The sequence below is a fragment of the Pseudomonas sp. SDO5532_S415 genome (assembly GCF_054071155.1).
The window spans coordinates 1-26049 of the sequence record NZ_JBSVWS010000080.1; the positions used below are offsets into that span (position 1 = coordinate 1).

Genomic DNA, 26049 nt, shown 5'->3' on the forward strand with positions numbered 1-26049 from the left:
CCTTGTGGGAGCGAGCCTGCTCGCGAACGCGCCCTTTCTCACAACATATTCCTCCTGACACCCCCGCCGCTTCAGAACTGTACGAAATATGATCTATTCCGTTCAGAGCTATACCGCCCGCACCTCCCAGCCTTCCGCAAACAAGTTATCCACATCTCCACCCACAGCAAATGGGGACAACTGTGGAAAGACTGCAAAATTTCTCCACAGAAACCGAAGAAAATCCGTGACTTATTCGAAAGCAGGGTTTTCAACAGCGACCGATCATTTATTGATCAACTCGCTGGACAGCAAGTAAATCGTGGCTTGTAGAGGATGGCGAACACCTTATCCACAGAAGCGCCAACAGACTTTGGGGGCAACTTCTGCACCGCTGTGGAAAACCGCTGTGAGCCGCGAAAAATATGGGCTGGCGCAAGGTTTAACGGTGGAAATCACGCAAATGATCATTTTTTAACCAGAAGCCTGAAACCCTCGTTTTATATGGCCTGTAGCGGTAAGCGAACATCTTATCCACAGAAGCGCCAACAGAGATTGGGGGCAAGTCCTGCACTTATCCTGTGAAAAAACCCATGAAAAACCGGAGCTTAGGCTGGTTGTTTTTTGAACTGAGGGCTACAACCCCCGATTAACCTGGCCTGCAGCAATGGGCAAACACCTTATCCACAGCTCCGCCAACAGGCATTGTGGGTAAACACATCAAAACCGCCCGTACTTAGCCAATCTTGTTCAAACACGATCGCCCCGCCTCGATATCCAGATGCAGCACAAAGTCATCGAATGCACGCCATCCCATCAAAATCGACGGTACAGAGCGGCCAAGCACCCACGACGGTGGAATAGTGAAGTCCGGGTAGTATTTGTAGGTGGTTGCCAGGGTGGTGCCCGGCAATTTCAGGAGGCCCTTGAACGTTTGATAGCGCTGCTTTTCGTCAACACTCAAGGGCCAGTTGCCGGCGCTGTGAACATTGACCTGATCCCCAGGTGAAGCCGACGTCAGGTAATCGACGTTACCGGTGTCGACAATCGCCTGCGTGGCGCGGGAATCCAGCCGTGCAGCGATAACCAGTCGCTGGTTGATATCCAGGCGGCTATACACAATCGGCGATTCACAGCGGGCGGGCGGTGCGGAATTGAGTTCGAGGGTTTTACGGGTGATTTTAAGCCGCCCCAGCTTGCTGATCAGGTCCAGTCCCAGCAAGTTGTCCCGATCGCTGACAAACACCAGCACGTTCCTGAATTCGCTACCGCCTACCTTGATGGCGTCGAGTATGCCCAGTCGGGCGGACAGATCACGCTCGCCATAAAACGTGCTGTAGGCATAGTGGGAGTCGGTCAACAACCTGATCCCCATCAGCTTCGCGGTGTCTTGATTGACCCGGGTTTGCGGCGCACCGGTATCGAGAACGAAACGTGCCGAGTGACCGTTGGCCGCGTCGACATCGATGAACGGCAACACCTCTTGGGCAATGAAATAGTCGCTGGAATACGGATGAATCCTGAGCACCTCGCGCCGCGAGGTTCTTTTCACCGTGAAATCGCCGGTTGTCTTCAGGGTTGATAGCGACTGAGCGCCGAACATTGAAAACAACACTTTCAGCTCCGGATCGGCCTCAATGGCCCGAGCGTGCTTGCGCTTGATCGCCCGGTAGTAATCCGGCAACTGATTGGCGGCCTTGACCTCGAACATGCGGGCGACCACAGACACTGAACAGTCCAGGCTCTTCCTGGCATCCAGCACGCGGTCGCAGCGTTGGCGCATTTGCGCAAGGGAGGCTTTACGCCCCTGATCGGAGCCCAGCCATTGATAGAAGTCCTGCTCGGGCTCGTAGCGCCGCTCAGGCGTGTTCATCCGGGCACCCTCCACCGTTCCCGCAGATACGGCCGTAACCCATGCGAGAAGCAGCAACAGCGTTACAGGCTTCATGGCCAACCCATTCATAAAAACCAGGTTTTATGATTTGCGCTGAACCTCTGAAAACTCCGTCACAGCGTGCTGCACCCTGACCAGCGCACTATGAAATTTAGCTCAATGTGGCTCGTTGAGTGCGCCCTGAAACCAGGCCGTTATCAGGACCCCCTGATCGTGGTGATCGTATTCTTATCGCCTAAAGAGAGCACTGTATCCGTCGTAACTGGAGACTTGGGTGGCTTCGCTGAGTCAGGCCAGCCCACAATGTTTTTGATGTTGGTTCTTACTGTATTCCACAACTTATTACTCTGATACGCAGCTTTGACCGCAACGGCTCCGCGGGTTGCCGCCCCGGCTATCAAGGCAGATGTCCCTACGGCCTGGACAACAGCACCGAAGGGGTATCCGACTAACTGCATGGATGCCCCCACTACACTTGTGACGGAGCCGGCCAGACTGAAGCGGGTGGCCTGTAGAGCAACGCCTGATACCTTGGCGCCGAAAATAAAGGCCGCTGGAGCAATGGTGTGCAGCGCAACAGTAAGGCCGCGTTGAATGATGGGTAAAACACTTGCCATGAATTCACCCGTCGGATCCGTGTAGTTGCACGGATCCCCCTTGCAATACGTATAGGCGTTTGCTCCCCCCTTACCGAACGGGCTCAAACGATCCGGACTGTAAAACCGCATCAGCACCGGGTTATAGACACGATAACCATTGCCCAGGTGATACCACCCTGTCGGACGTTCCTTGAGCTGCCCATTGAAACCGAGATGCGTCGCGGCTTGTTGTGGGCCACTTTGCAATCCGTATGGGGAATAGGCGAACGGGGCAAGCCGACTACTTTCCAGCTCGGCAAGAATGTTTTGCTGCAGGTCGGACGCCAGCAAAAAGGTCCGGGAAAGCTGCGGCAGCGCTTTTGAAGGTTGCTTGGTTCGTCGATTCGCGTGAGAACGGGGCATCGGCAGCCTCCTGGATGAGACCTGATCGAGCCGCTGCGGCCAGCCTGTTTCAACGCTTGAACCAAGCGCCAGCCCAGTTGGCGAGAGCGGTTGGTTATTGAGTGATCAATACCCTAACAAATCGCCGTTAAAGCCGACACTATCAGTTCTGCTAGTCAGCTAAGGCCGATACATCAAAAACGCCTCACCCGTCACCCGAATCATTGGATGCGGCGTGATCGTGCAGGTATCGACGATACGGAAGCCATGGCGCTCATAGAAGCGCCGGGCACCGGTGTTGGCGGCATAGTCGATCAGGCTCAGGCCATTGAGCCCGAGCTGGTTGGCACGGTCGTAGGCATACGCCAGGAACACCTTGCCCAACCCCTGGTTACGCCAACCCTCATGCAGCGCCAGGCTGGAAATGTAGAGGGTGTCGGGGATTTCCATCGTGGCGTAAGGCGCCAATACTGGATCGGTTACCGGCGCTGCGAATGGATCGTGGCGCATCACGTAGCTGTGCATCATGCCCACGACCTGCCCGTGTGCCTCGGCGATCAGGCAGTTCTGCCAGGAAAAATCCACATCGTCACGGGCGTAGCGCAGGGCGCCGACGTCGAGCAGATCCTGGCCGGGTTCGGCGATCTGGCTCCAGATGTAATCTGAAGCGCCCTCGGATGAAATCTGGAACAAACGCGCAATCTCTCGCGCATCGGCGCGCACTGCCGAACGAAATTCAACTGCCATTGTTTTCCCATCAATTAGGTGACACGACACCCTGTGAGAGCGAGCCTGCTCGCGAATTGCGGTGGGTCAGCCAAATTGAATGCTGAATGACACGCACCCTTCGCGAGCAGGCTCGCTCCCACATTGGATCTGGGTGATTGTTGGTCAGCGAACCACGCCTTCTTCGATCAGTAACTTGAGGATCGCTTCAGCCCCAGCTTGCGCCGTAACGCCCTTGAGCACTTGTCCACCACCGCCACTGGCTTTCGCCGTTGCGGCTTTCATTCGGTCGGCACCACTCTTGGCCTTGATCACTTTCAAGCGTTTTGGCCGTGGTTTGGCCGGTTGCAGGGTGGCCACCGCCAGCAGTTCATCATCGATGACCTCCACTTCATCGGCCTGCAACACCCCGCGCCGCGCTGGACCGTAGGCGCTCTGGCGTGGCTTGGGCGCAGCGTTATCCACAGTCGCCAGAAACGGCAGGCGCACCTTCAGCCGACGACGCTGGCCACGAGGCAAGGCTTGCAGCACCAGCGCCGAGCCACCGTCGATGGACTCGACCTGCGCCAGCCCCACCACCAGCGGCCAGCCCAGGCCTTCGGCCAACAGGAACGGCAACATGCCCGAGCCTTCACCGGTTTCCGCCTGGCTGCCGGTCAGCACCACCTGGGCGCCGGCATCGCGCAAATACGCGGTCAGCGCCGGCAGTGCATCGGCGCCTTCCGGTTGTTCCAGCACATGGAGCTGTTCCAGGCCCATGCCCAGATAAGCGCGCAGCGCTGGCTCGGCAACGTCGCCGGCGTGCAGCACCTGCAAGTTATCCCCAGCCAGTTGCAGACCCAGCTCCACCGCCCGCGCATCTTGTTCCGCGCGACGGGGTCGACCGGACGTCGGGTGGGCGCCGATGGACACCAGGCTGATGATTTTCGTGCTCATAACCCTTTCCTTCCCTTAAGCCGCATCGCGCTTGGCGTCGTTGCGGTAGGCCGCTACCGCGTCGATCAAGGCCCGAAGAATCTCGGCGCTCTCGCCGATCACCGACAGGTCGGCCCGTTTGATCATGTCGCAGCCGGGGTCGAGGTTGATCGCCACCACCTTGTCGCAGGCACCGATGCCTTGCAGGTGCTGGATCGCCCCCGAAATCCCCACCGCCACGTAAACCCGTGCGGTGACCCAGGTACCGGACGCGCCAACCTGGCGGTCACGGGCCATGAAGCCATCGTCCACCGCCACCCGGGATGCCCCTTCGGTGGCGCCGAGTGCGGCAGCGGTCTGGTGGAACAGATCCCAGTCCTTGACCCCGTTGCCGCCGGAGAAGATGAACTCGGCTTCAGCCATGGGAATCGCTGCCGGGTCCACCGCCACCGCGCCCAGATCCTCGATGCGCGACAAGCTGCGCGCGACGGCTGTGGATAACTCCATTGGCAAGGCTTCGTGACGGGTTTCGCTGACCGGCTCGGCGCATTCGACGGCGGCCAGAATCAAGCGCGCGACCGGGCGCGCCAGGTCTTGCAGGCCAGCACCGGCGCGGCCGATGCACTCCTGATCCTTGATTTGCCAGACCCGCGTGGCCGGACGTTCGCCCAGGGCGGCGGCAAAGCGTCGACCCAATTCACCACCACCGCTGCGGCTGTCCGGCAGCAGCCAATGACGCGGGCTGAACTGGTTATCCACAGCCCGCAGGCCCTGGACCCGTTGTTCCGGTGCATAACCGCTGAACTCGTCGCCTTCGAGCACCAGCAAGCGATCGACGCCGGCGGTGGCAAACGCGCTTTCCTTGTGTTCGCCGAAGACCACGGCCAGGACCGCGCCATCCTTGCCGGCCAGTTGATGGGCCAGGCCCAGCAAGTCCTTGTCGTGGCTGCTCAAGCGGCCACCGACCATGTCCGGCACCACGCAAATGTAGAACGCCGGCGCTGGCACTTGATGCAGCGGCAATTGCACTTCAACGGCGGCCGAGCGCTTGGCCGACCCGCCCTGTTGCGCGCCGCTGCGGTCGATACGTTTGATCCCGTTCGGCCCGATGAAGCCAATGCCATGGGGATTCTTGCGGACGACGCCGTTGGGCCCCATCCAGCTGTGTTGCGCCGGCTGCATGGCCGCGTGCAGCGGGTGCAGGCGGTTACGGGCGATCCATTCGGCGCGGGGATCGCGGCGGATAATGTCGCTCATCAGTGCACCTCCGCAGGTTCACGTTTGGCCGGGGTGGACGACTTTGGGACCTGATCCTCCAGCAGCGCGTCAGCCACCAGTTCGGCAATGTCCTTGATCAGCGGCCGTGGTTCGACCACGCCTTCGAGCATCGCGGTGCACTGTGGACAACCCACGGCCACCAGTTCGGCACCCGTCTCATGGATGTCTTCCATGCGCATGTCGGGAATCCGCTGCTTGCCTGGAATGTCGGTGATCGGCGCACCGCCGCCACCGCCGCAGCAGCGTGAACGGAAACCGGAGCGTTGCATTTCCTTGACCTCGATGCCGAGGGCGCGCAGTACCTGACGCGGCGCCTCGTATTCGCCGTTGTAGCGGCCGAGGTAGCACGGGTCGTGATACGTCACGCTGTCACCCTTGTGCTGGCCGAGGTTCAACGCGCCAGCCTCGATGATTTCCGCCATGTAGGTGCTGTGGTGCTGCACCAGGTAGTTGCCGTCGAAGGCGCCGTATTCGTTTTTCAGCACATGGAAGCTGTGCGGATCGCAGGTCACGATGCGGTTGAAGCTGTACTTGGCCAGGGTCTGGATGTTGCGTTTGGCCAGCAACTGGAAGGTCGCTTCGTCGCCCAGGCGACGGGCCACGTCACCGCTGTCGCGTTCTTCGAGGCCCAGCACGGCGAAGTCGACTTTTGCGGCTTTGAGCACTTTGACGAAGGCGCGCAAGGTGCGCTGGTTGCGCATGTCGAAGGCACCGTCGCCGACCCAGAACAGCACGTCGACGGATTTCTTCTCGCTCAGCAGGTTGAGGTTCAAGTCCGCCGCCCAGTTCATCCGCCCACCCGGTGCGAAACCGCCCGGGTTGTCAGTGGCGATCAGGTTTTCCAGGACTTCGGCGCCCTTGTTCGGGGTCGCGCCTTTTTCCAGGGTCAGATGACGACGCATGTCGACGATGGCATCGACGTGCTCGATCATCATCGGGCATTCCTCGACGCAAGCGCGGCAGGTGGTGCACGACCACAGGGTTTCGGCATCCACCAGACCGTTGACGATCGGTTGATGCGGGTTGCCGGCGTGTTCGCCAATCGCCTTGCCTGGATAAGGGCTACCGGCGAACTTGGCATCGGTGCCACCGGCCAGGCCGACAACCATGTCCTGAATCAGTTTTTTCGGGTTCAGCGGCTGACCGGCGGCGAACGCCGGGCACGCGGCTTCACACTTGCCGCACTGCACGCATGCGTCGAAGCCGAGCAGTTGGTTCCAGGTGAAGTCCTTGGGTTTTTCCACGCCCAGCGGGGCGGCCGGGTCGTTCAGGTCCAAGGGTTTGAGACCGGTGGAACGACCACCGCCAAAGCGTTCGGCGCGACGGTGCCAGGCCAGGTGCAGGGCACCGGCGAAGGCATGCTTCATCGGCCCGCCCCAAGTCATGCCGAAGAACAGTTCCGACACGCCCCACAACACGCCGACGCCAAGGATTACGGCCAACAGCCAGCCGCCGAAGTTTTCCGGCAGGATGCCTGCCACCGGCAGGGTCACCAGGAAGAACGACAGCGAGAACGCCATCAGGCTTTTCGGCAAGCGCATCCACGGGCCTTTCGACAGGCGCGAAGGTGGGTTGCGCCGACGCAGGTACACGAAGACCGCGCCGACGAACATCACCGCCGACATCAACAGCAGCGCATAACCGAGGAAGCGGTTATGCAGACCGAAACCATGCACCAGAATCGCCAGCACGATGGACGCTACCGCGCCACCGGCCGTGGCGACGTGGGTGTTGGCAATGTATTTGTCCCGCGCCACCACATGGTGCAAATCGACCATGTAGCGCTTGGGCATGGCGAAAAGGCCGCCGATCAGGTCGACCTTCGAGGCACGGCCCCGGCGCCACATGGCCACCCGCCGCAACGCGCCCAGAACCGCGAGGCCCAGGGCAGCGAACAACAGGATTGGAAGAAGGGTGTTCAACATGGGGAGCTCCCGCCAGTACAACTTGGAGAATCTTGGTCGGCGACGTCTGTGGGAGCGAGCCTGCTCGCGAAAGCGGTGGGTCAGTCGACATCAACATCGGCAGACAGATTGCATTCGCGAGCAGGCTCGCTCCCACAGGGTTTACTGCAAGCCGTTAGAAATCCTTGCACAACCGCAACGCGTCGTAGATCGCCGCGTGTACGTTACGCTGGGCCACGCAGTCGCCGATGCGGAACAGCAGGTAGCCATCACCGCTCTGTTCCAGGCATGGCTGCGGCTTGATCGCGAACAAGGCTTCGACGTCGATCTGGCCTTTGTTGCGCGAGCCTTCCTTCAGCGCGTAGTAGATTTCTTCGTCCGGACGCACACCGTTTTCCACGACCACCTGGTCCACCACCCGCTCCTCCTTGGCGCCGGTGTATTCGTTTTCCAGCACCGCCACCAGCTTGTCGCCTTCGCGGTAAACCTTCTCCAGCATCATGTCCCCGGTCATGATCACTTCTTTGGGGTACATGCTGCGGTAGTAAGTCGGGAACGACGTCCCGCCAATCGCCACGCCCGGCTTGATGTCGTCGGTGACGATCTCGACCTGGCTGCCCTTGTCGGCGATAAAGTCGGCGGTCGACATGCCGGTGAATTCGCAAATGGTGTCGTAGACCAGCACGTTCTTGCCCGGTGCCACCTTGCCATCGAGGATGTCCCAGCTGCTGACCACCAGGCCTTCAGCCGCGCCCCAGTGTTCGTTCTGCTCGATGAACGGGTGGCCGCCGACGGCGAGTACCACCACATCCGGACGCAGGTCCATGATGGTCGGTACGTCTGCCGCGGTGCCCAGGCGCAGGTCGACCTTCAACCGTGCCAGTTCCAGCTGATACCAGCGGGTGATACCGGCGATCTGGTCACGCTGCGGCGCTTTCGACGCCGTGGTGATCTGCCCGCCGATGAATTCCTTTTTCTCGAACAGGGTCACGTCGTGGCCACGTTCGGCGGCTACACGGGCGGCTTCCATCCCCGCAGGACCCGCACCGACCACCACCACCTTGCGTTTCACGCCGGTGGTCTTTTCGATGATGTGCGGCACGCCCATGTACTCGCGGGAAGTCGCCGCGTTCTGAATGCACAACACATCCAGGCCTTGATACTGACGGTCGATGCAGTAGTTGGCGCCGACGCATTGTTTGATCTGGTCGACCTGACCCATCTTGATCTTGGCGATCAGGTGCGGGTCGGCGATGTGCGCGCGGGTCATGCCGACCATGTCGACGTAACCGCCCTCCAGGATACGGGTGGCCTGGTTCGGGTCCTTGATGTTCTGCGCGTGCAGCACCGGAACCTTGACCACTTCCTTGATGCCGGCGGCCAGGTGCAGGAACGGCTCCGGCGGGTAGCTCATGTTCGGAATCACGTTGGCCAGGGTGTTGTGGGTGTCGCAACCCGAGCCCACGACGCCGATGAAATCCAGCATCCCAGTGTTGTCGTAATACTGGGCGATCTGCTTCATGTCTTCGTGGGACAGTCCATCGGGGTGGAACTCGTCACCGCAGATCCGCATGCCCACGCAGAAATCGTCACCGACCTCGGCGCGCACGGCTTTCAAGACTTCCAGACCGAACTTCATGCGGCCTTCGAAGCTGCCGCCCCATTCGTCGGTACGCTTGTTGACCCGCGGGCTCCAGAACTGGTCGATCATGTGCTGGTGCACTGCCGACAGTTCGACACCGTCCAGGCCACCGGCCTTGGCGCGGCGTGCCGCTTGTGCGTAGTTGCCGATCACCCGCCAGATTTCTTCCGGCTCGATGGTTTTGCAGGTGGCACGGTGCACCGGCTCACGCACGCCCGACGGCGACATCAGCGTCGGCCAGTTGAAGCCGTCCCAGCGCGAGCGACGGCCCATGTGGGTAATCTGGATCATGATCTTGGCGCCGTGCTTGTGCATGGCGTCGGCAAGATTCTGGAAGTGCGGAATGATGCGGTCGGTGGACAGGTTCACCGAACTCCACCACTCCTGCGGGCTGTCGATGGCCACCACGGACGAGCCGCCGCAAATCGCCAGGCCGATCCCGCCCTTGGCCTTCTCTTCGTAATACTTGACGTACCGGTCGGTGGTCATGCCGCCGTCGGTCGCGTAGACCTCGGCGTGCGCGGTGCTGAGCACGCGGTTACGGATGGTCAGTTTGCCGATCTGGATCGGCTGGAACATTGCTTCGAAAGCCATGGCGGGTTCCTCGACTTACAACGGCTTGACGATGAACAAGCCGTCTTCGTGGCCCTCTTCGGAGCCACCGTAGACTTGCTCGGCCACGGTGCGGATCTTGCTGCCACGAGCGGCGAGGATCTGGTCCATCGCGCCGGCAAACCAACCGGTGAACATGTAGTCGACCTTGCGTCCGACCTTGCCGTACACGTAGACGAACGCCGAGTGCTCGAGCTTGACGCTGGCCGTCCCCTTGTCCAGGTCGATGTCCTGGATCTTGAACAGGCCCCAGCCGCGTTGCGACAGGCGTTTCATGTAGTGTTCGAACACCGCGACGCCTTCCAGGCCATGACATTCGGCTTCTTTTTCACACCAGTGCCAGGCGGATTTGTAGCCGGCCTTGTAGAGGATTTCGGCATAGGCTTCGGCGCCCAGCACTTCCTCGATGCCCATGTGGTTGTTGACGAAGAAATGACGCGGTACGTACAGCATCGGCAGGGCGTCGGAGGTCCAGACACCGGTTTCGCTGTCGACTTCGATAGGCAATTGCGGGGCGATCTTGGCCATGGAAACTTAACTCCAGAAAAATTTTGGTGTTGCCCCCGGCACGGACGGCCGGGGGAAAGGATTCAGGGGTGCGGCGGCTTATTCGCCCCAGACGTCTTTCAGGACGTTGACCCAGTTCTCGCCCATGATCTTGCGCACCACGCGCTCGGAATGGCCGCGCTTGAGCAGGGTCTCGGTCAGGTTCGGGAACTCGCCCACGGTGCGGATGCCCAGCGGGTTGATGATCTTGCCGAAGCTGGTCAGACGGCGGGCGTAGCCTTTGTCGTGGGTCAGGTATTCGAAGAAGTCCTGGCCATGACCCTGGGTGAAGTCGGTGCCGATACCGATCGAGTCTTCGCCAACGATGTTCAAGGTGTACTCGATGGCTTCGGCGTAGTCGTCGATGGTCGAATCGATACCCTTGGCCAGGAACGGCGCGAACATGGTCACGCCGACGAAACCACCGTGGTCAGCAATAAACTTGAGCTCTTCATCGGACTTGTTGCGCGGGTGCTCTTTGAGACCCGACGGCAGGCAGTGGGAATAGCAGACCGGTTTCTTCGATTCGAGGATGACTTCTTCGGACGTCTTGGAGCCGACGTGGGACAGGTCGCACATCACGCCGACACGGTTCATCTCGGCAACGATTTCACGACCGAAGCCCGACAGGCCGCCATCGCGCTCGTAGCAACCGGTGCCCACCAGGTTCTGGGTGTTGTAGCACATCTGCACGATACCGACGCCGAGCTGCTTGAACACCTCGACATAGCCGATCTGGTCTTCGAAGGCATGGGCATTCTGGAAGCCGAAGAGAATGCCGGTCTTGCCTTGCTCTTTGGCTTTACGGATATCGGCGGTGGTGCGCACCGGGATCACCAGGTCGCTGTTCTCGCGGATCAGTTTCTGGCTGGCGGCGATGTTGTTGACGGTGGCCTGGAAGCCCTCCCACACCGACACGGTGCAGTTGGCCGCGGTCAGACCGCCCTTGCGCATGTCTTCAAACAGCTCGCGGTTCCACTTGGCAATAATCAGCCCGTCGATAACGATGCTGTCGGCGTGCAATTCGGCTGGGCTCATCAGGCTGTCCCCTTATTAGCGATTCATGCGCCGAATCGTCTGCCGGCGCTTTGGGGCCAGCATATGCCTGAGGACCGGGGCAGCCGGGTGCAAAAACGACAGGGGGTTTGCCGAAAGCGTCAATCCGCGACAAAGGGTCGTCGCCAGGCACAATCCGCGACCTGTTCAAGCCCGCCTGCATGGGCCAGAATTCGCCGCATCATAAGAATGCTTCACTGGATGCTTTACTCGAATAAGGGGTGGTGACGTAAATGAAATCGATCTTCCTGGCTTTGGCACTGATTGCGACCGGCGTACACGCAGCGGAAGAATCCGACGACAACCCCTGCGACAAGGTCGAAAACGACGTCCAGACCCTGGAATGCTCCGCCTTCAGCAAAACCACCGCCGAAGATCTGCTGAGTGAAAACTACAAAAGCCTGAACGAGCGCATGCAGTCGCTCTATGGCAAGAACCCGTCGCAACTGGCCGACATCACCGCCAAACTCAAGACCGCCCAGCAACAATGGCTGAAAACCCGCGACGCCGACTGCGCCGTCGAAGCCTTCCCCGCTACGGCCGGCAGCAAAGCCTTCACCATTGCGCAAAATGATTGCGTGGCGCGGATCAGTGATGAGCGGTCGGAGTTTCTGGAGTCGATTGGGCAGGAGTAAATGCAAACTTCACTCAATTGAGCTGTAGGCTGCACGCCTTCACCTAAAAGGGATTCACCATGAAAATCTGCGGCATCGAAATCAAAGGCAGCGAAGCAATCATTGCCGTGGCCGCCCTTGATGGTTCGGCTCTGAGCCACGTCGCGCTCGCCACCAAGAAAATCGCCCTGGACGATGACGACGAAGCCGCCAACGTCAAAGTCTTTGCCGCTCAGGTCGCGTCGTTTGTTCGCGAGAATTCGATAGATCGGATCGCGATCAAAAAGCGCAGCAAAAAAGGCGAATTCGCCGGTGGGCCGACCACGTTCAAGATCGAGGGAGTTTTCCAGTTGCTGGAGAATTGCGAGGTGATGCTGCTGTCGCCGCAGACGATCAATGCGCAGGCCAAGAAGCACGGTTTTGAGCTGCCGGCGACGCTGAACAAGTATCAGCATGAGGCGTATAAGACGGCCTGTTCGGCGTTAATGAAGAAGTAATCGGTCTTCCTGACAGAACAAATTAACTGTGGGAGCCAGCCTGCTGGCGATGACGGTGTATCAGTCGACATTTATGTTTCTGACAGACCGCTATCGCCAGCAGGCTGGCTCCCACAAGGTTTTCGGGGTTTTATGCTTTGGCGGTCCGCCGGTCTTCCCTCGGGCACCGCTCGAACTTCGCCCGATAGCTACGGGTGAAATACGACGGCGATTCAAAGCCGCAGGCGATACTCACTTCCAACACACTCATATCGGTCTGACGCAACAATTGCTGCGCCTTTTCCAACCTCAGCCGCAGGTAGAAATTGCTTGGCGTGTCGTTCAGATGCAGGCGAAACAGCCGTTCAAGCTGCCTGCGCGTCACTTTGATCGATTCCGCCAGTTCCAGCGTGCTCAGCGGCGGCTCACTGTGCTGCTCCATTTCGCCGATCACCTGCACCAGTTTCTTGTTACTGATGCCGTAGCGCGTGGCGACTTCCATGCGTTGGTGGTCTTTGCGCGGGCGGATGCGGCCCAGCACGAACTGTTCGCTGACCTGGATCGCCAGTTCCGGGCCATGGGCCTGGGCGATCAGATCCAGCATTAAATCGATCGATGCAGTGCCGCCGGCGGAGGTGATGCGTCGACGGTCAATCTCGAACAGTTCCTGGGTGACGCTAAGCTGCGGATAGGACTCCTTGAAGGCATCGATGGCTTCCCAGTGCAGGGTCAGGCGGTGGCCATCGAGCAGACCGGCTTCGGCGAGGATAAAACTGCCGGTGTCGATGGCGCCAAGGGTCACGCCTTCGTTGTCCAGACGACGCAGCCAGTGCTCCAGGGCCGGGGTGGCGAACTTCAGCGGTTCGAAGCCGGCGACCACCAATAGCGTCGCGCCTTTCTTCAGCGGCTCCAGCGCCGCATCGGCGTTGACCGACATGCCGTTACTGGCCAGCACCGCCCCGCCATCGGCACTCAATACATGCCAGCGATAAAGCTCGCCGCGAAAGCGATTGGCGACCCGCAGCGGCTCGATGGCCGAGATAAATCCAATGGCCGAGAAACCTGGCATCAACAAGAAATAGAAATCCTGGGACATGGAGCGCACTCGATGGCAGGTAGCGTGAGGACGTTGATACGCCACTTGCAACAGGCATTCAAGAGGGCAGGTCGCTGCAGTGCAAGAGTCGGTCGCCGCAGTGCGCTTTTATGGGGGCACAGCTGCGTAACTTGGCATCACCGGCGCACAAAGACGACCGGACCCACAATAACGAAACTGCCGAGGAATCCTGAGATGAAACGACTGATCAGCAGCTGTGTTCTTGCACTCAGCGGTACCGCTTTGCTGAGCGCCAGTGTCATGGCAGCCGAACCTGCGTCGTGCCAGAACGTGCGCATGGGCGTAGTGAACTGGACCGACGTTATCGCCACCAGTGCAATGACCCAGGTATTGCTCGACGGCCTCGGCTACAGCACCAAACAAACCAGCGCCTCCCAGCAAATCATCTTCGCCGGCATCCGCGATCAGCGCCTGGACCTGTTCCTGGGTTACTGGAACCCGCTGATGACCCAGACCATCACCCCGTTCGTCGACGCCAATCAGGTCAAAGTGCTTGAAGCACCAAGCCTCAAAGACGCCCGCGCCACCCTTGCCGTTCCGACCTACCTCGCCGACAAGGGTCTGAAAACGTTCGCCGACATTGCCAAGTTCGAAAAAGAGCTGGGCGGCAAGATCTACGGCATCGAGCCTGGCTCGGGCGCCAACACCCAGATCAAGGCGATGATTGCCAAGAACCAGTTTGGCCTCGGCAAGTTCCAGCTGGTCGAGTCCAGCGAGGCCGGCATGCTCGCCGCGGTGGATCGCGCAGTGCGCCGCAAGGAAGCCGTAGTGTTCTTCGGCTGGGCGCCGCACCCGATGAACGTCAACGTGCAGATGACTTACCTCACCGGCAGTGAAGACGCTCTCGGCCCGAACGAAGGCATGGCCACGGTCTGGACCGTCACCGCGCCGAAGTACTCCGAGCAATGCCCGAACATTGGCCGACTGCTGAGCAACCTGACGTTCACCGCCGAAGACGAGAGCCGGATGATGCAGCCGTTGCTGGATCACAAGGACGCCTTCGAATCGGCCAGACAGTGGCTCAAGGATCACCCGCAAGACAAGCAGCGCTGGCTCGAAGGCGTGACCACCTTCGATGGCAAGCCCGCGGCTGAAAACCTCAAGCTGACCAGCAAGTAACCCTCAATCGAACCACCGATTCGCAGCCCGACCGGCTGCGAACGGGACCACCACGCCTGTAAGGAACCGAAAAATGAACCACGACGTCATCATCACCTGCGCACTCACCGGTGCTGGCGACACGACCGCCAAGAGCCCACACGTGCCGGTCACCCCGAAACAAATCGCTGCCGCCGCCGTAGAGGCCGCCAAGGCCGGCGCCACCGTGGTTCACTGCCACGTTCGCGACCCACAAACCGGCAAATTCAGCCGCGACGTGGCGCTGTACCGCGAAGTGATGGAGCGCATCCGCGAAGCCGACGTCGACATCATCGTCAACCTCACCGCCGGCATGGGCGGCGACCTGGAAATCGGCGCGGGCGAGAACCCGATGGAGTTCGGCCCGAACACTGACCTGGTCGGCCCGCTGACCCGTCTGGCCCATGTCGAAGAACTGCTGCCGGAAATCTGCACCCTCGATTGCGGCACCCTGAACTTCGGCGATGGCGACACCATTTACGTATCCACCCCGGCGCAGCTGCGTGCCGGCGCCAAACGCATTCAAGAGCTGGGCGTGAAGGCCGAGCTGGAAATTTTCGACACCGGTCACCTGTGGTTCGCCAAACAGATGATCAAGGAAGGTCTGCTCGACAACCCGCTGTTCCAGCTCTGCCTGGGCATCCCGTGGGGCGCCCCGGCTGATACCACCACCATGAAAGCCATGGTCGACAACCTGCCAGCCGATGCGGTCTGGGCCGGCTTTGGCATCGGTCGCATGCAAATGCCGATGGCCGCGCAGGCCGTGCTGCTCGGCGGCAACGTGCGTGTCGGGCTGGAAGACAACCTGTGGCTGGACAAGGGCGTTCTGGCGACCAACGGCCAACTGGTCGAGCGCGCCGGCGAAATCCTCAGCCGCCTCGGTGCCCGGGTCCTCACCCCGGCTGAAGGCCGCAAGAAAATGGGCCTGAAACAGCGCGGCTAATCACTATTCATTCTTTACCCCTGTGGGAGCGAGCCTGCTCGCGAAGAGGCCGTCACAGCCGACATTTCAGTCGACTGACACACCGCTTTCGCGAGCAGGCTCGCTCCCACAAGGGCAACACCGAATCCTTTAGGAAATCACCATGAGCTTTATCACCGAAATCAAAACCTTCGCAGCCCTGGGCAGCGGTGTCATCGGCAGCGGCTGGGTGTCCCGCGCCCTCGCCCACGGCCTCGATGTGGTGGCCTGGGACCCGGCGCCCGGTGCCGAAGCCGCCTTGCGCAAACGCGTTGCCAACGCCTGGGGCGCACTGGAGAAACAAGGCCTGGCGCCGGGTGCCTCGCAGGATCGCCTGCGCTTTGTCACCACCATCGAAGAATGTGTTCGCGACGCCGATTTCATCCAGGAAAGTGCCCCTGAACGTCTTGAACTGAAACTGGAACTGCACAGCAAAATCAGCGCCGCAGCCAAGCCCGACGCCTTGATCGGTTCCAGTACTTCTGGCCTGTTGCCAAGCGAGTTCTACGAGAGTTCGACCCATCCGGAACGCTGCGTGGTCGGGCACCCGTTCAACCCGGTTTATCTGCTGCCCCTGGTGGAAGTGGTCGGCGGCAAGAACACCGCCCCGGAAGCCGTGCAGGCGGCGATGAAAGTCTACGAATCCCTCGGCATGCGCCCGCTGCACGTACGCAAGGAAGTGCCGGGATTCATCGCCGACCGCTTGCTCGAAGCGTTGTGGCGCGAGGCATTGCACCTGGTCAATGACGGCGTGGCGACCACCGGCGAAATCGATGACGCCATCCGTTTTGGTGCCGGTCTGCGCTGGTCGTTCATGGGCACGTTCCTGACCTACACCCTGGCCGGTGGCGATGCCGGCATGCGTCACTTCATGGCACAGTTCGGCCCGGCCCTGCAGTTGCCGTGGACCTACCTGCCGGCGCCGGAACTGACCGAAAAACTGATCGACGATGTGGTGGATGGCACCAGCGATCAATTGGGTAAACACAGCATTTCTGCGCTGGAGCGCTATCGTGATGACTGCCTGCTGGCGGTGCTGGAGGCGGTGAAGACCACCAAAGAGAAGCATGGGATGACTTTTAGCGAGTAATGCGCCATCAGGATCGGCCCCTTCGCGAGCAGGCTCGCTCCCACAGGTTATGCGCGGTCCTTGTGGGAGCGAGCCTGCTCGCGAAGACGATAGACCAGTCACCACCCCTATTGGACCTTGAAACATGCCCACACTAACCACCTACCAAACCAGAATCATCCCCGACTGGGTCGACTACAACGGCCACCTGCGCGACGCGTTCTACCTGCTGATCTTCAGCTATGCCACCGATGCGCTGATGGATCGCCTGGGCATGGACAGCAACAACCGCGAAGCCAGCGGCAACTCGCTGTTCACCCTGGAACTGCACCTGAACTACCTGCACGAAGTGAAGCTCGATGCCGAAGTCGAAGTGCATACGCAGATCATCGCCCACGACAACAAACGCTTGCACCTCTACCACAGCCTGCATCTGGTGGGTGACACGAAAGAGCTGGCGGGCAACGAACAAATGTTGCTGCATGTCGACCTCGCCGGGCCAAGTTCCACACCGTTCAGCGCAGTGACCCTGGGCAAACTGCAAGCCATGGTCGCTGAACAGACTGACCTGCCAACCCCCGCCTACGTTGGCCGAGTGATCGCATTACCGCCAAAAAAATAACAAGGAGATCGCATGAACACCGCCGCTGCTTTTGCCGACTTCCGTACTTATCCGTTGATCAGCGCGCTCAAAGGCGTGCAGGCGATGGCGGATCGTGTGCTGGTGAAGTGGGCCGACCACCGCGTCAGCCCCTTCCATCACCAATGGCTGCGGGACAACTGCCCGTGCCCGCAATGCGTCTACACGGTGACCCGCGAGCAAGTGCTGGAAATCGTCGATGTCCCGGAAAACTTGCTACCCGCCGACACCAGCATCGACGCTGAGGGTTGCCTCAGCATCGAATGGCAGGACGGCCACCACAGCCGCTTCGACCCTGGCTGGTTGCGTGCCCACGCCTACGACGACGAATCCCGCGCCGAGCGCCTGGCAGCCAAGCCAAAAGCCAGTCTTTGGCATAGCGATCTGCAGTTGCCGGTGTTCGAGTATCGAACGCTGATGAACGATAACGATGCCCTGTTGCAATGGCTGCTGGCCGTGCGGGACACCGGCCTGACCCAGGTCCGAGGCGTACCCACCGAACCCGGCTCGCTGAAGCTGATCGCGCAGCGCATTTCCTTCATCCGCGAGAGCAATTTCGGCGTGCTGTTCAACGTGCAATCCAAGGCCGATGCCGACAGCAACGCCTACACCGCTTTCAACCTGCCGTTGCACAGCGATTTGCCGACCCGGGAGTTGCAACCGGGACTGCAATTCCTACATTGCCTGGTCAATGACGCCGAGGGGGGCGAGAGTATTTTTGTCGACGGTTTTGCCATCGCCGATGCCTTACGCCGGGAGGATCCTGAGTCATTCAAAAGCCTCTGCGAGATCCCTGTGGAATTTCGCAACAAGGACCGCCATAGCGACTACCGTTGCCTCGCACCGATCATCGCCCTGGACGCCTTGGGACAAGTGTCGGAAATCCGCATGGCAAACTTTCTGCGCGGGCCGTTCGATGCGTCGGTGGAACAGATGCCCAGGCTCTATCGCGCCTATCGCCGCTTTATCGCGATGACCCGCGAGCCCCGGTTCAGGCTGATGCAAAGGCTCAACCCCGGCGAGCTCTGGTGCTTCGACAACCGGCGCACCCTCCACGCCCGTAACGCCTTCGATCCCGCAACCGGTGCCCGGCATTTCCAGGGGTGTTATGTCGATCGGGATGAGTTGTTGTCGCGCATTTTGGTATTGCAAAGGTAAACCGCGTCGTCGTTCTTCGTGAGCAGGTTTTACGCGGTCCTTGTGGGAGCGAGCCTGCTCGCGAAGGCGTCATTCCAGACACCCGATACGTCCCTGATTCACAGACAAAAAAAGCCCCGATCAAGCCGTGACAGGATCGAGGCAATAGGTACTGTTGAGGAGCTGCCGTGCGAGGGTGACCAAACCTTCGTGAAGCGAGCTGAGTCCAGTGTGCCGACTCCTCTCGCGGGTAAATAGCCCGAAAACGACGCTTTCATAGCCAATGCGGCCATTGCGACAAATCGCCCTTGCCGCCACCCTGCCCCCCTACCAGAATCGAGCCACGACTCCATTCCCAGAAGAAGGATTTGCGTCATGATGCACGCCGATTTGATTGATCAGGAAGACTTGTTGGGCCAGCTCAAGGCATTGGGCTTTCAAGTGCCGAACGGCGCCACAGCCGAGCAGGCTTGCGAGTGTGCGGTGCGAGGTTTGAACAACGAACGGGCCATCGTGCTGCGCACCATGGTCAAGCAGATGTACACCAGCAGCGCGACCATCCTGCCAGCTGTGCGCCAGGCTATCGACAAGCAATTGCTGCCGGCATTGGCCGAATACCAACAAAGCCACGTCGCCCGTTAAATCGCCTTCGCGAGCAGGCTCGCTCCCACATTCGACCGCACTCCTCTGTGGGAACCCGGTCAACTGTGGGAGCGAGCCTGCTCGCGAAGAAGGCGCCGCGGATTAAAGCCTTACGCTAGCGAAAGTCGACTCATTACGCGCCTGGCTCAGCGCCGACAACGGCCCGGACAGCGGCGACAGCACCAGGGCTTGCGGCAGCGGCATCATCGCCACTTGCTGCGTGGTGTTGGAACCTACGCGCTCGTCACGTGGCGGAATGCCGAAGTATTCGCGGTAGCACTTGGAGAAGTGCGGCGTGGATACGAAGCCACACACAGATGCCACTTCGATGATCGACATCGGCGTTTGCTTGAGCAGCTGCCGCGCGCGGATCAGGCGCAGCTTCAGGTAGTAACGCGAAGGCGAGCAGTGCAGGTACTTCTGGAACAGCCGCTCCAGCTGACGACGGGACACGGCGACATACACTGCCAGTTCGTCGAGGTCGATCGGCTCTTCTAGGTTGGCCTCCATCAACGCAACGATTTCCTGCAACTTCGGCTGGTTGGTGCCGAGCATGTGCTTGAGCGGCACGCGCTGGTGATCCTGTTCGTTGCGGATGCGCTCGTAGACAAACATCTCCGAGATCGCGGCGGACAGTTCACGGCCGTGATCGCGGCTGATCAGGTGCAGCATCATGTCCAGCGGCGCGGTGCCACCGGAACTGGTGAAACGGTTACGGTCCAGGGTGAACAGGCGGGTACTCATGGCCACCCGCGGGAAGGCTTCCTGCATCGCCGCCAGGCATTCCCAGTGCACGCTGCAATCGAAACCGTCCAGCAGGCCGGCGCAGGCCAGGGCCCAGCTGCCGGTGCAGACCGCACCCAGGCGACGGGACTGACGCGCCTGGCTTTGCAGCCATGAAACGTGTTCACGGGTAACAGTGCGCTGGATACCGATGCCGCCGCAGACAATCACGGTGTCCATTGGAGGGGCTTTGTGCATGGAGGCGTCGGGGGTGATCTGCAGACCGTCACTGGCCCAGACTTGACCGCCATCGACGGTGAGGGTCGTCCAGCGATACAGCTCGCGGCCGGACAACTGGTTGGCCATGCGCAGGGGTTCGACTGCGGAGGCCAGGGAAATCAGCGTGAAATTGTCCAGCAGCAGAAAGCCGATGGATTGAGGCGCACGGTTCTGGGGTTGGGCCCCGGAGTTGAACGTCGTCATCGCGGTATCTCCTCACACAAAGCGGGTGATGGCCTCAGGCGGAGGCTCTTGTTATTGCCATCGTTCTCGCGTGGGAGACGGGCTTTGTAATGACAGAGCAATTGCCATGCCTAAATTTGAATGTGCGTTCAATAACTCCTAAAAACGACGTCGGAATGTGTCTATATATGACGCGCGGCGAGTAGGGGTTATAAGTGCCATCAGTGGCGACAAGCGCTCTGCCCCGTTGCGTGTGAGCAAATCGGTAGCACTTGTGGGAACAGGGCTGCGAGCAGCCCGGAAAGAGTGTCACCGCAGGCACGGGTGACGGGCGGTCAGGGAACCCATGATACCCCGCCGACGGTGAGACTATTTATCTGTTAGCGACGCGCCAAAAGGTGGCGCGGTTTGGATCGAGTGTTCAGTTTACGCGCAGTTTTGACTGGTCTGGCCCCATCGCTGGCAAGCCAGCTCCCACAGGGATTCAGGGTGTGATCAAGATATCAGCTACACCAAAGAATCTGTGGGAGCTGGCTTGCCAGTGATGAAGTCAGCTCGGTATCAGCACTCCACCGCGCTGACCGCCAACCCACCCCGCGATGTCTCCTTATATTTGTCATGCATATCGGCACCGGTATCACGCATGGTGCGGATCACCCGATCCAGCGAGATAAAGTGCTGTCCATCGCCGCGCAATGCCATTTGCGCCGCATTGATCGCTTTCACCGCGGCAATCGCGTTGCGCTCGATACACGGCACTTGCACCAGACCGCCCACCGGATCGCACGTCAGCCCCAGGTTATGTTCCAGGCCGATTTCCGCCGCGTTGCACAGTTGCTCCGGGGTAGCGCCGAGGATTTCCGACAGCCCCGCCGCGGCCATGGCGCAGGCCGAACCGACTTCGCCCTGGCAACCGACTTCGGCACCGGAGATCGAAGCGTTCTTCTTGCACAGAATCCCCACCGACGCCGCACCGAGGAAGTAGTCGACGACGTTGGCGTCGGTCACGTCCTCGCTGAACTTCATAAAGTAATGCAACACCGCGGGAATGATCCCCGCCGCACCATTGGTCGGTGCCGTGACCATGCGCCCGCCGGCGGCGTTTTCTTCATTGACCGCCAGGGCGAACAGGTTGACCCACTCCATGGCGCTGAGGGTCGAGCCGATCACGTTGGGTTTGTTCAACTCCTGCAAGCTGCGATGCAGTTTGGCCGCACGCCGGCGCACATTCAGGCCACCGGGCAGGATGCCTTCGTGCTTGAGGCCGTGATCGACGCAATCCTGCATGGCGCGCCAGAGCTTCATCAGGCCGCTGCGGATTTCCTCTTCGCTGCGCCAGACCTTCTCGTTGGCCATCATGAGTTCGGCTACGCGCAGATTGTGCTTCTTGCACAGCTCCAACAACTCGGCAGCAGAGGAAAAATCATAGGGCAACACAGTGCGGTCAAGGTCGACCACCCCGCTGGAGGCCTGGGCCTCGTCGACGACAAAACCGCCGCCGACCGAATAGTAGGTGTCGCGATGCAACTCGCCGTCATTGCCTTCGACAATCAGGGTCATGGCATTGGGATGGAACGGCAGGTTTTCGTCGATCAGGCGCATGTCCCGACCCCAGATGAAGGGCACCGACAAACGACCGTCGAGCAACAGCGTGTCGGTTTCGCGCAGGGTGGCGATGCGGATGCCGATTTGCGACGGATCGATCGCATCCGGCCACTCGCCCATCAGGCCCATGATCACCGCGTTGTCGCTGCCGTGACCGATGCCGGTGGCGGACAACGAACCATAGAGCTGAACTTCGACCCTGCGCACCTGCTCCAGCAGACCCCGTTCACGCAAACCTTGTACAAACAAAGCCGCCGCCCGCATGGGTCCCACGGTGTGCGAACTGGAAGGGCCGATGCCGATTTTGAACAGGTCGAAAACACTGATAGCCATTACTGCCGAACTCCTGGATGAGCCAACTCCAGGCGCAAAAACGCCCGGTGGCGGAGCTGCTACGCTCAAGCTGCAATCCGCCGAGATGACTGCATCATCAGGCTTTTGTCTTGTCGTTCGACGTCTCTAACCGACGCACTCATGTCCACTAACGCCGTGGGCGTTTTACGCCATGTTTTCGGCGTTTTTTTGCGATGCAGAGGGGGAAATGGGGCTGAAAAAATCTGTAAACGACGTCACTGACACTGGATGCGACCATCCCTGTACTGGTTACGACGCACCCTGTAGGCGTCAGATTTTCACTGGTACATGATCATATCGACTCGATTGCAAGGCGCCGTGGTAGAGCTGTCTCCAAAACGCCATCCAACCGCAACTCTATAAGTGCGGTGGTCCAGTCGGAACACTGCCAAAAAAAACACCAAGGAGTCCATCCATGAAAGGTTCCCCGTCGTTGTTGTTGGCCGCCATGCTTAGTCTGCCGGTTCTGGCGCAAGCCGCCGAACCGGCCCAATGCAGCACCGTAAACTTCTCCGATGTCGGCTGGACTGACATTACTGTCACCACCGCCACTACCAGCGTCGTCCTCGATGCCCTGGGCTACAAGACCAAAACCACCATGATTTCCGTGCCAGTGACCTACAAGTCGCTGGCCGATGGCAAGAACATGGACATCTTCCTCGGCAACTGGATGCCGACCATGGAAAACGACATCAAGCCCTATCGCGATGCCGGCACCGTGGACACCCTGCGCGCCAACCTTGAAAACGCAAAATACACCCTCGCCGTACCGGAAGAGCTGTACAACAAAGGCCTGAAGGATTTCGCCGACATCGCCAAGTTCAAGAAAGAACTGGACGGCAAAATCTACGGTATCGAACCGGGTAACGACGGTAACCGTCTGATCCAGAGCATGATCGACAAGAACGCCTTCGGCTTGAAAGACGCCGGCTTCAAGGTGGTCGAGTCCAGCGAGGCAGGCATGCTCTCGCAAGTCGATCGCGCCCAGCGCCGCAACACCGCGGTGGTGTTCCTGGGCTGGGAACCGCACCCGATGAACACACGCTTCAAGATGAAGTACCTGACCGGCGGCGACGAGTTCTTCGGCCCCAACTTCGGCCAGGCGACCATCTACACCAACACCCGCAAGGGTTACGCCCAGGAATGCAGCAACGTGGGTCAGCTGCTCAAAAACCTGGTCTTCACCCTCGACATGGAAAGCACGCTGATGGGCAACGTCCTGGACGACAAGATGAAGCCTGACGCAGCCGCGAAGGCCTGGCTGAAAAAGAACCCACAGGTACTCGATACCTGGCTCGCTGGCGTGACCACCATTGACGGTAAACCAGGCCTGGAGGCCGTGAAAGCCAAGCTCGCGCAGTAATCGCTTATGCCGGGCAGGTCTGCCTGCCCGGGCTGTTTATTTCCTTGCATGCGGACGTTCACTACCATGCTGATTGATCAGAAAATACCTCTAGGCCAGCACATTGCGAGCTTTGTCGAATGGTTGACGCAACACGGCGCCAACACCTTCGACGCCATTGCCGTGACGCTGGAAACGATGATCCACGGCGTGACTTTCGCGCTGACCTGGTTCAACCCGCTGGTCTTGATCGGCCTCATCGCCCTCCTGGCCCACTTGATCCAGCGCAAATGGGGGTTGACCGCCTTTGTTGTCGCCTCCTTTCTGCTGATCCTCAACCTGGGGTACTGGCAGGAAACCATGGAGACCCTCGCCCAGGTGTTGTTCGCCACCCTGGTCTGCGTGGTCATCGGCGTGCCACTGGGCATCGTCGCCGCGCACAAGCCGATGTTCTACACTGTAATGCGTCCGGTACTCGATCTGATGCAGACCGTACCGACCTTCGTTTACCTCATTCCTACCCTGACCCTCTTCGGGCTGGGTGTGGTGCCAGGCCTGATCTCCACGGTGGTGTTCGCCATTGCCGCGCCGATCCGCCTGACCTACCTGGGCATCCGCGATGTCCCACAAGAATTGATGGACGCCGGCAAGGCCTTCGGCTGCTCGCGTCGTCAACTGCTGACACGGATCGAACTGCCCCACGCCATGCCGAGCATCGCGGCCGGCATCACCCAGTGCATCATGCTGTCGCTGTCGATGGTGGTGATCGCGGCACTGGTGGGCGCCGATGGATTGGGTAAACCGGTGGTCAACGCACTGAACACTGCTGATATCGCCCTGGGCTTCGAAGCGGGCCTGGCGATCGTACTGCTGGCGATCATGCTCGACCGTATCTGCAAACAACCCGAAGCCAAAGTAGGGGGTGACGCATGAGCATAATTCGCTTCGAAGACGTCGACGTGATCTTCACCAAAGATCCGCGCGAAGCACTGAAACTTCTCGATCAAGGCTTGACCCGCAGCGAGATCCTGAAAAAGACCGGGCAGATCGTTGGCGTCGAAAAAGCCAGCCTGGATATCGAAAAAGGTGAAATCTGCGTGCTGATGGGCCTTTCCGGCTCCGGCAAGTCCAGCCTGCTGCGTTGCATCAACGGCCTCAACACCGTCAGCCGCGGCAAGTTGTTCGTCGAGCACGAAGGCAAGCAGATCAACATTGCGTCCTGCACGGCCGCCGAACTGAAAATGATGCGCACCAAGCGCATTGCGATGGTGTTCCAGAAGTTTGCCCTGATGCCTTGGCTGACAGTGCGCGAGAACATCAGTTTCGGCCTCGAAATGCAGGGTCGGCCGGAGAAGGAACGCAAAAAGCTGGTCGATGAAAAACTCGAACTGGTGGGCCTGACCCAATGGCGCAACAAGAAGCCCGATGAGCTGTCCGGCGGCATGCAACAGCGTGTGGGCCTGGCCCGTGCGCTGGCGATGGACGCCGACATTCTGCTGATGGACGAACCGTTCTCGGCCCTCGACCCGCTGATTCGCCAGGGCCTGCAGGATGAACTGCTGGAACTGCAACGCAAGCTGAGCAAAACCATCGTGTTCGTGAGCCACGACCTCGACGAAGCCCTGAAGCTCGGCAGCCGTATCGCGATCATGAAAGACGGCCGGATCATCCAGTACAGCAAGCCTGAAGAAATCGTCCTCAACCCCGCGGACGACTACGTGCGGACCTTCGTGGCCCACACCAACCCGCTGAACGTACTGTGCGGCCGCAGCCTGATGCGCACCCTGGACAATTGCAAGCGCATCAACGGTTCGGTCTGCCTGGATCCGGGCGGCGATTCGTGGCTCGACCTGGCAGAGGGCAACACGATCAAGGGCGCACGCCAGAACGGCTCGGTGCTGGACCTGCAGAACTGGGTACCGGGGCAAGCGGTTGAAGGCCTGGGTCGTCGACCTACCTTGGTGGATTCGAGCATCGGCATGCGCGACGCGCTGCAGATCCGCTACCAGACCGGCAACAAGCTTGTACTGCACGACAACAACCATGTGGTCGGGATTCTCGGCGACAGCGAGCTGTACCACGCACTGCTCGGCAAGAACCTGGGGTAAGGCAACAGACACAAAAACGCCGCGAGAGGATCGCGGCGTTTTTGTTTATGGGGATATCGGGTCAATCTGCTTTGCGGCTAATGACCCCTTCGCGAGCAGGCTCGCTCCCACATTGGAATGCGGTCAACTG

Annotated in this window: 24 protein-coding genes; 12 read left to right on the top strand and 12 right to left on the bottom strand. The window is 60.0% G+C overall.

Translation table 11 applies throughout. The features are described 5' to 3' along the window. Nucleotides 1-312, top strand: a 312-nt coding sequence (locus ACW9HW_RS17785) for a hypothetical protein (protein WP_457401061.1), incomplete at its 5' end; no start/stop codon positions are given. Nucleotides 313-715: 403 nt separating this feature from the next. Here the strand turns inward: ACW9HW_RS17785 and ACW9HW_RS17790 are convergent. The 9 genes from ACW9HW_RS17790 to ACW9HW_RS17830 form a co-directional block, all read right to left on the bottom strand. Beyond that, a complete protein-coding gene (locus tag ACW9HW_RS17790) occupies nucleotides 716-1852 on the bottom strand; it encodes a retropepsin-like aspartic protease (protein WP_457401063.1) in 1137 nt (378 codons plus the stop codon). A 218-nt stretch (nucleotides 1853-2070) separates the two neighbouring features. Next, a complete protein-coding gene (locus ACW9HW_RS17795) occupies nucleotides 2071-2874 on the bottom strand; it encodes an RHS repeat-associated core domain-containing protein (protein WP_457401065.1) in 804 nt (267 codons plus the stop codon). Between the two features lie 159 nt (nucleotides 2875-3033). After that, nucleotides 3034-3600 carry an N-acetyltransferase family protein gene (locus tag ACW9HW_RS17800; RefSeq protein WP_457401067.1) on the bottom strand — a complete coding sequence of 189 codons (567 nt, stop codon included), beginning with the start codon at nucleotides 3598-3600 and terminating at the stop codon, nucleotides 3034-3036. 144 nt (nucleotides 3601-3744) lie between these two features. Further along, nucleotides 3745-4515 (bottom strand): electron transfer flavoprotein subunit beta, encoded by a 771-nt coding sequence (gene etfB / locus ACW9HW_RS17805; RefSeq protein WP_457401068.1) that lies wholly within the window; start codon nucleotides 4513-4515, stop codon nucleotides 3745-3747. 15 nt (nucleotides 4516-4530) lie between these two features. After that, nucleotides 4531-5751, bottom strand: coding sequence for an electron transfer flavoprotein subunit alpha (gene etfA / locus ACW9HW_RS17810; protein WP_457401070.1), 1221 nt, complete (start codon nucleotides 5749-5751; stop codon nucleotides 4531-4533). Next, nucleotides 5751-7697, bottom strand: coding sequence for a dimethylglycine demethylation protein DgcB (gene dgcB, locus ACW9HW_RS17815; RefSeq protein ID WP_457401072.1), 1947 nt, complete (start codon nucleotides 7695-7697; stop codon nucleotides 5751-5753). The genes etfA and dgcB overlap by 1 nt, the downstream gene beginning before the upstream one ends. Nucleotides 7698-7851: 154 nt before the next feature. Then, nucleotides 7852-9912, bottom strand: coding sequence for a dimethylglycine demethylation protein DgcA (gene dgcA / locus ACW9HW_RS17820; protein ID WP_095195945.1), 2061 nt, complete (start codon nucleotides 9910-9912; stop codon nucleotides 7852-7854). Between the two features lie 15 nt (nucleotides 9913-9927). Then, entirely contained in the window at nucleotides 9928-10458 is a 531-nt protein-coding gene (locus ACW9HW_RS17825) for a DUF5943 domain-containing protein (protein WP_007975505.1), read from the bottom strand. A gap of 78 nt (nucleotides 10459-10536) precedes the next feature. Beyond that, nucleotides 10537-11514: a dipeptidase gene (locus ACW9HW_RS17830; protein ID WP_008019494.1), complete on the bottom strand. Its 978-nt coding sequence runs from the start codon at nucleotides 11512-11514 to the stop codon at nucleotides 10537-10539. Between the two features lie 251 nt (nucleotides 11515-11765). Here ACW9HW_RS17830 and ACW9HW_RS17835 point away from each other — a divergent pair, with 251 nt between their 5' ends. Together ACW9HW_RS17835 and ACW9HW_RS17840 are read left to right on the top strand one after the other, a co-directional pair. Next, on the top strand, nucleotides 11766-12167 hold the full coding sequence (locus ACW9HW_RS17835) for a lysozyme inhibitor LprI family protein (RefSeq protein ID WP_095195948.1): 402 nt from the start codon (nucleotides 11766-11768) through the stop codon (nucleotides 12165-12167). A gap of 59 nt (nucleotides 12168-12226) precedes the next feature. Then, nucleotides 12227-12643: a DUF3010 family protein gene (locus tag ACW9HW_RS17840; protein ID WP_457401075.1), complete on the top strand. Its 417-nt coding sequence runs from the start codon at nucleotides 12227-12229 to the stop codon at nucleotides 12641-12643. A gap of 130 nt (nucleotides 12644-12773) precedes the next feature. Here the strand turns inward: ACW9HW_RS17840 and ACW9HW_RS17845 are convergent, their stop codons facing one another. Continuing rightward, nucleotides 12774-13718 carry a GlxA family transcriptional regulator gene (locus tag ACW9HW_RS17845; RefSeq protein WP_457401077.1) on the bottom strand — a complete coding sequence of 315 codons (945 nt, stop codon included), beginning with the start codon at nucleotides 13716-13718 and terminating at the stop codon, nucleotides 12774-12776. A gap of 195 nt (nucleotides 13719-13913) precedes the next feature. Here ACW9HW_RS17845 and ACW9HW_RS17850 point away from each other — a divergent pair, with 195 nt between their 5' ends. From ACW9HW_RS17850 to ACW9HW_RS17875, 6 genes are all read left to right on the top strand, one after another. Further along, the gene (locus tag ACW9HW_RS17850; RefSeq protein WP_095195951.1) at nucleotides 13914-14858 is read left to right on the top strand and encodes a choline ABC transporter substrate-binding protein; all 945 of its coding nucleotides are present in this window, start codon (nucleotides 13914-13916) and stop codon (nucleotides 14856-14858) included. 73 nt (nucleotides 14859-14931) lie between these two features. Then, nucleotides 14932-15819: a BKACE family enzyme gene (locus tag ACW9HW_RS17855; protein ID WP_095195952.1), complete on the top strand. Its 888-nt coding sequence runs from the start codon at nucleotides 14932-14934 to the stop codon at nucleotides 15817-15819. A gap of 142 nt (nucleotides 15820-15961) precedes the next feature. Further along, entirely contained in the window at nucleotides 15962-16927 is a 966-nt protein-coding gene (locus tag ACW9HW_RS17860; protein WP_095195953.1) for an L-carnitine dehydrogenase, read from the top strand. Nucleotides 16928-17051: 124 nt separating this feature from the next. Continuing rightward, on the top strand, nucleotides 17052-17528 hold the full coding sequence (locus tag ACW9HW_RS17865) for a thioesterase family protein (protein WP_457401080.1): 477 nt from the start codon (nucleotides 17052-17054) through the stop codon (nucleotides 17526-17528). Between the two features lie 12 nt (nucleotides 17529-17540). Next, a complete protein-coding gene (locus ACW9HW_RS17870; RefSeq protein WP_457401082.1) occupies nucleotides 17541-18704 on the top strand; it encodes a gamma-butyrobetaine dioxygenase in 1164 nt (387 codons plus the stop codon). A gap of 354 nt (nucleotides 18705-19058) precedes the next feature. Continuing rightward, entirely contained in the window at nucleotides 19059-19325 is a 267-nt protein-coding gene (locus tag ACW9HW_RS17875) for a hypothetical protein (protein WP_095195956.1), read from the top strand. Between the two features lie 102 nt (nucleotides 19326-19427). On the opposite strand, the gene gbdR is transcribed toward ACW9HW_RS17875, so the two are convergent. Next, entirely contained in the window at nucleotides 19428-20531 is a 1104-nt protein-coding gene (gbdR, locus tag ACW9HW_RS17880; RefSeq protein ID WP_007975492.1) for a choline metabolism transcriptional regulator GbdR, read from the bottom strand. Nucleotides 20532-21071: 540 nt separating this feature from the next. Next, nucleotides 21072-22448, bottom strand: a complete 1377-nt coding sequence (locus tag ACW9HW_RS17885) for an L-serine ammonia-lyase (RefSeq protein ID WP_095195957.1) — start codon at nucleotides 22446-22448, stop codon at nucleotides 21072-21074. 436 nt (nucleotides 22449-22884) lie between these two features. Between ACW9HW_RS17885 and ACW9HW_RS17890 the strand changes: the two genes are divergently transcribed. The 3 genes from ACW9HW_RS17890 to choV all read left to right on the top strand — a co-directional run bounded on the left by ACW9HW_RS17890 (nucleotide 22885) and on the right by choV (nucleotide 25919). Further along, nucleotides 22885-23832, top strand: coding sequence for a choline ABC transporter substrate-binding protein (locus ACW9HW_RS17890; protein WP_095195958.1), 948 nt, complete (start codon nucleotides 22885-22887; stop codon nucleotides 23830-23832). 66 nt (nucleotides 23833-23898) lie between these two features. Then, nucleotides 23899-24744, top strand: a complete 846-nt coding sequence (choW, locus tag ACW9HW_RS17895; RefSeq protein ID WP_095195959.1) for a choline ABC transporter permease subunit — start codon at nucleotides 23899-23901, stop codon at nucleotides 24742-24744. After that, on the top strand, nucleotides 24741-25919 hold the full coding sequence (choV, locus tag ACW9HW_RS17900) for a choline ABC transporter ATP-binding protein (RefSeq protein ID WP_095195960.1): 1179 nt from the start codon (nucleotides 24741-24743) through the stop codon (nucleotides 25917-25919). The genes choW and choV overlap by 4 nt, the downstream gene beginning before the upstream one ends. Nucleotides 25920-26049: the final 130 nt, after the last annotated feature.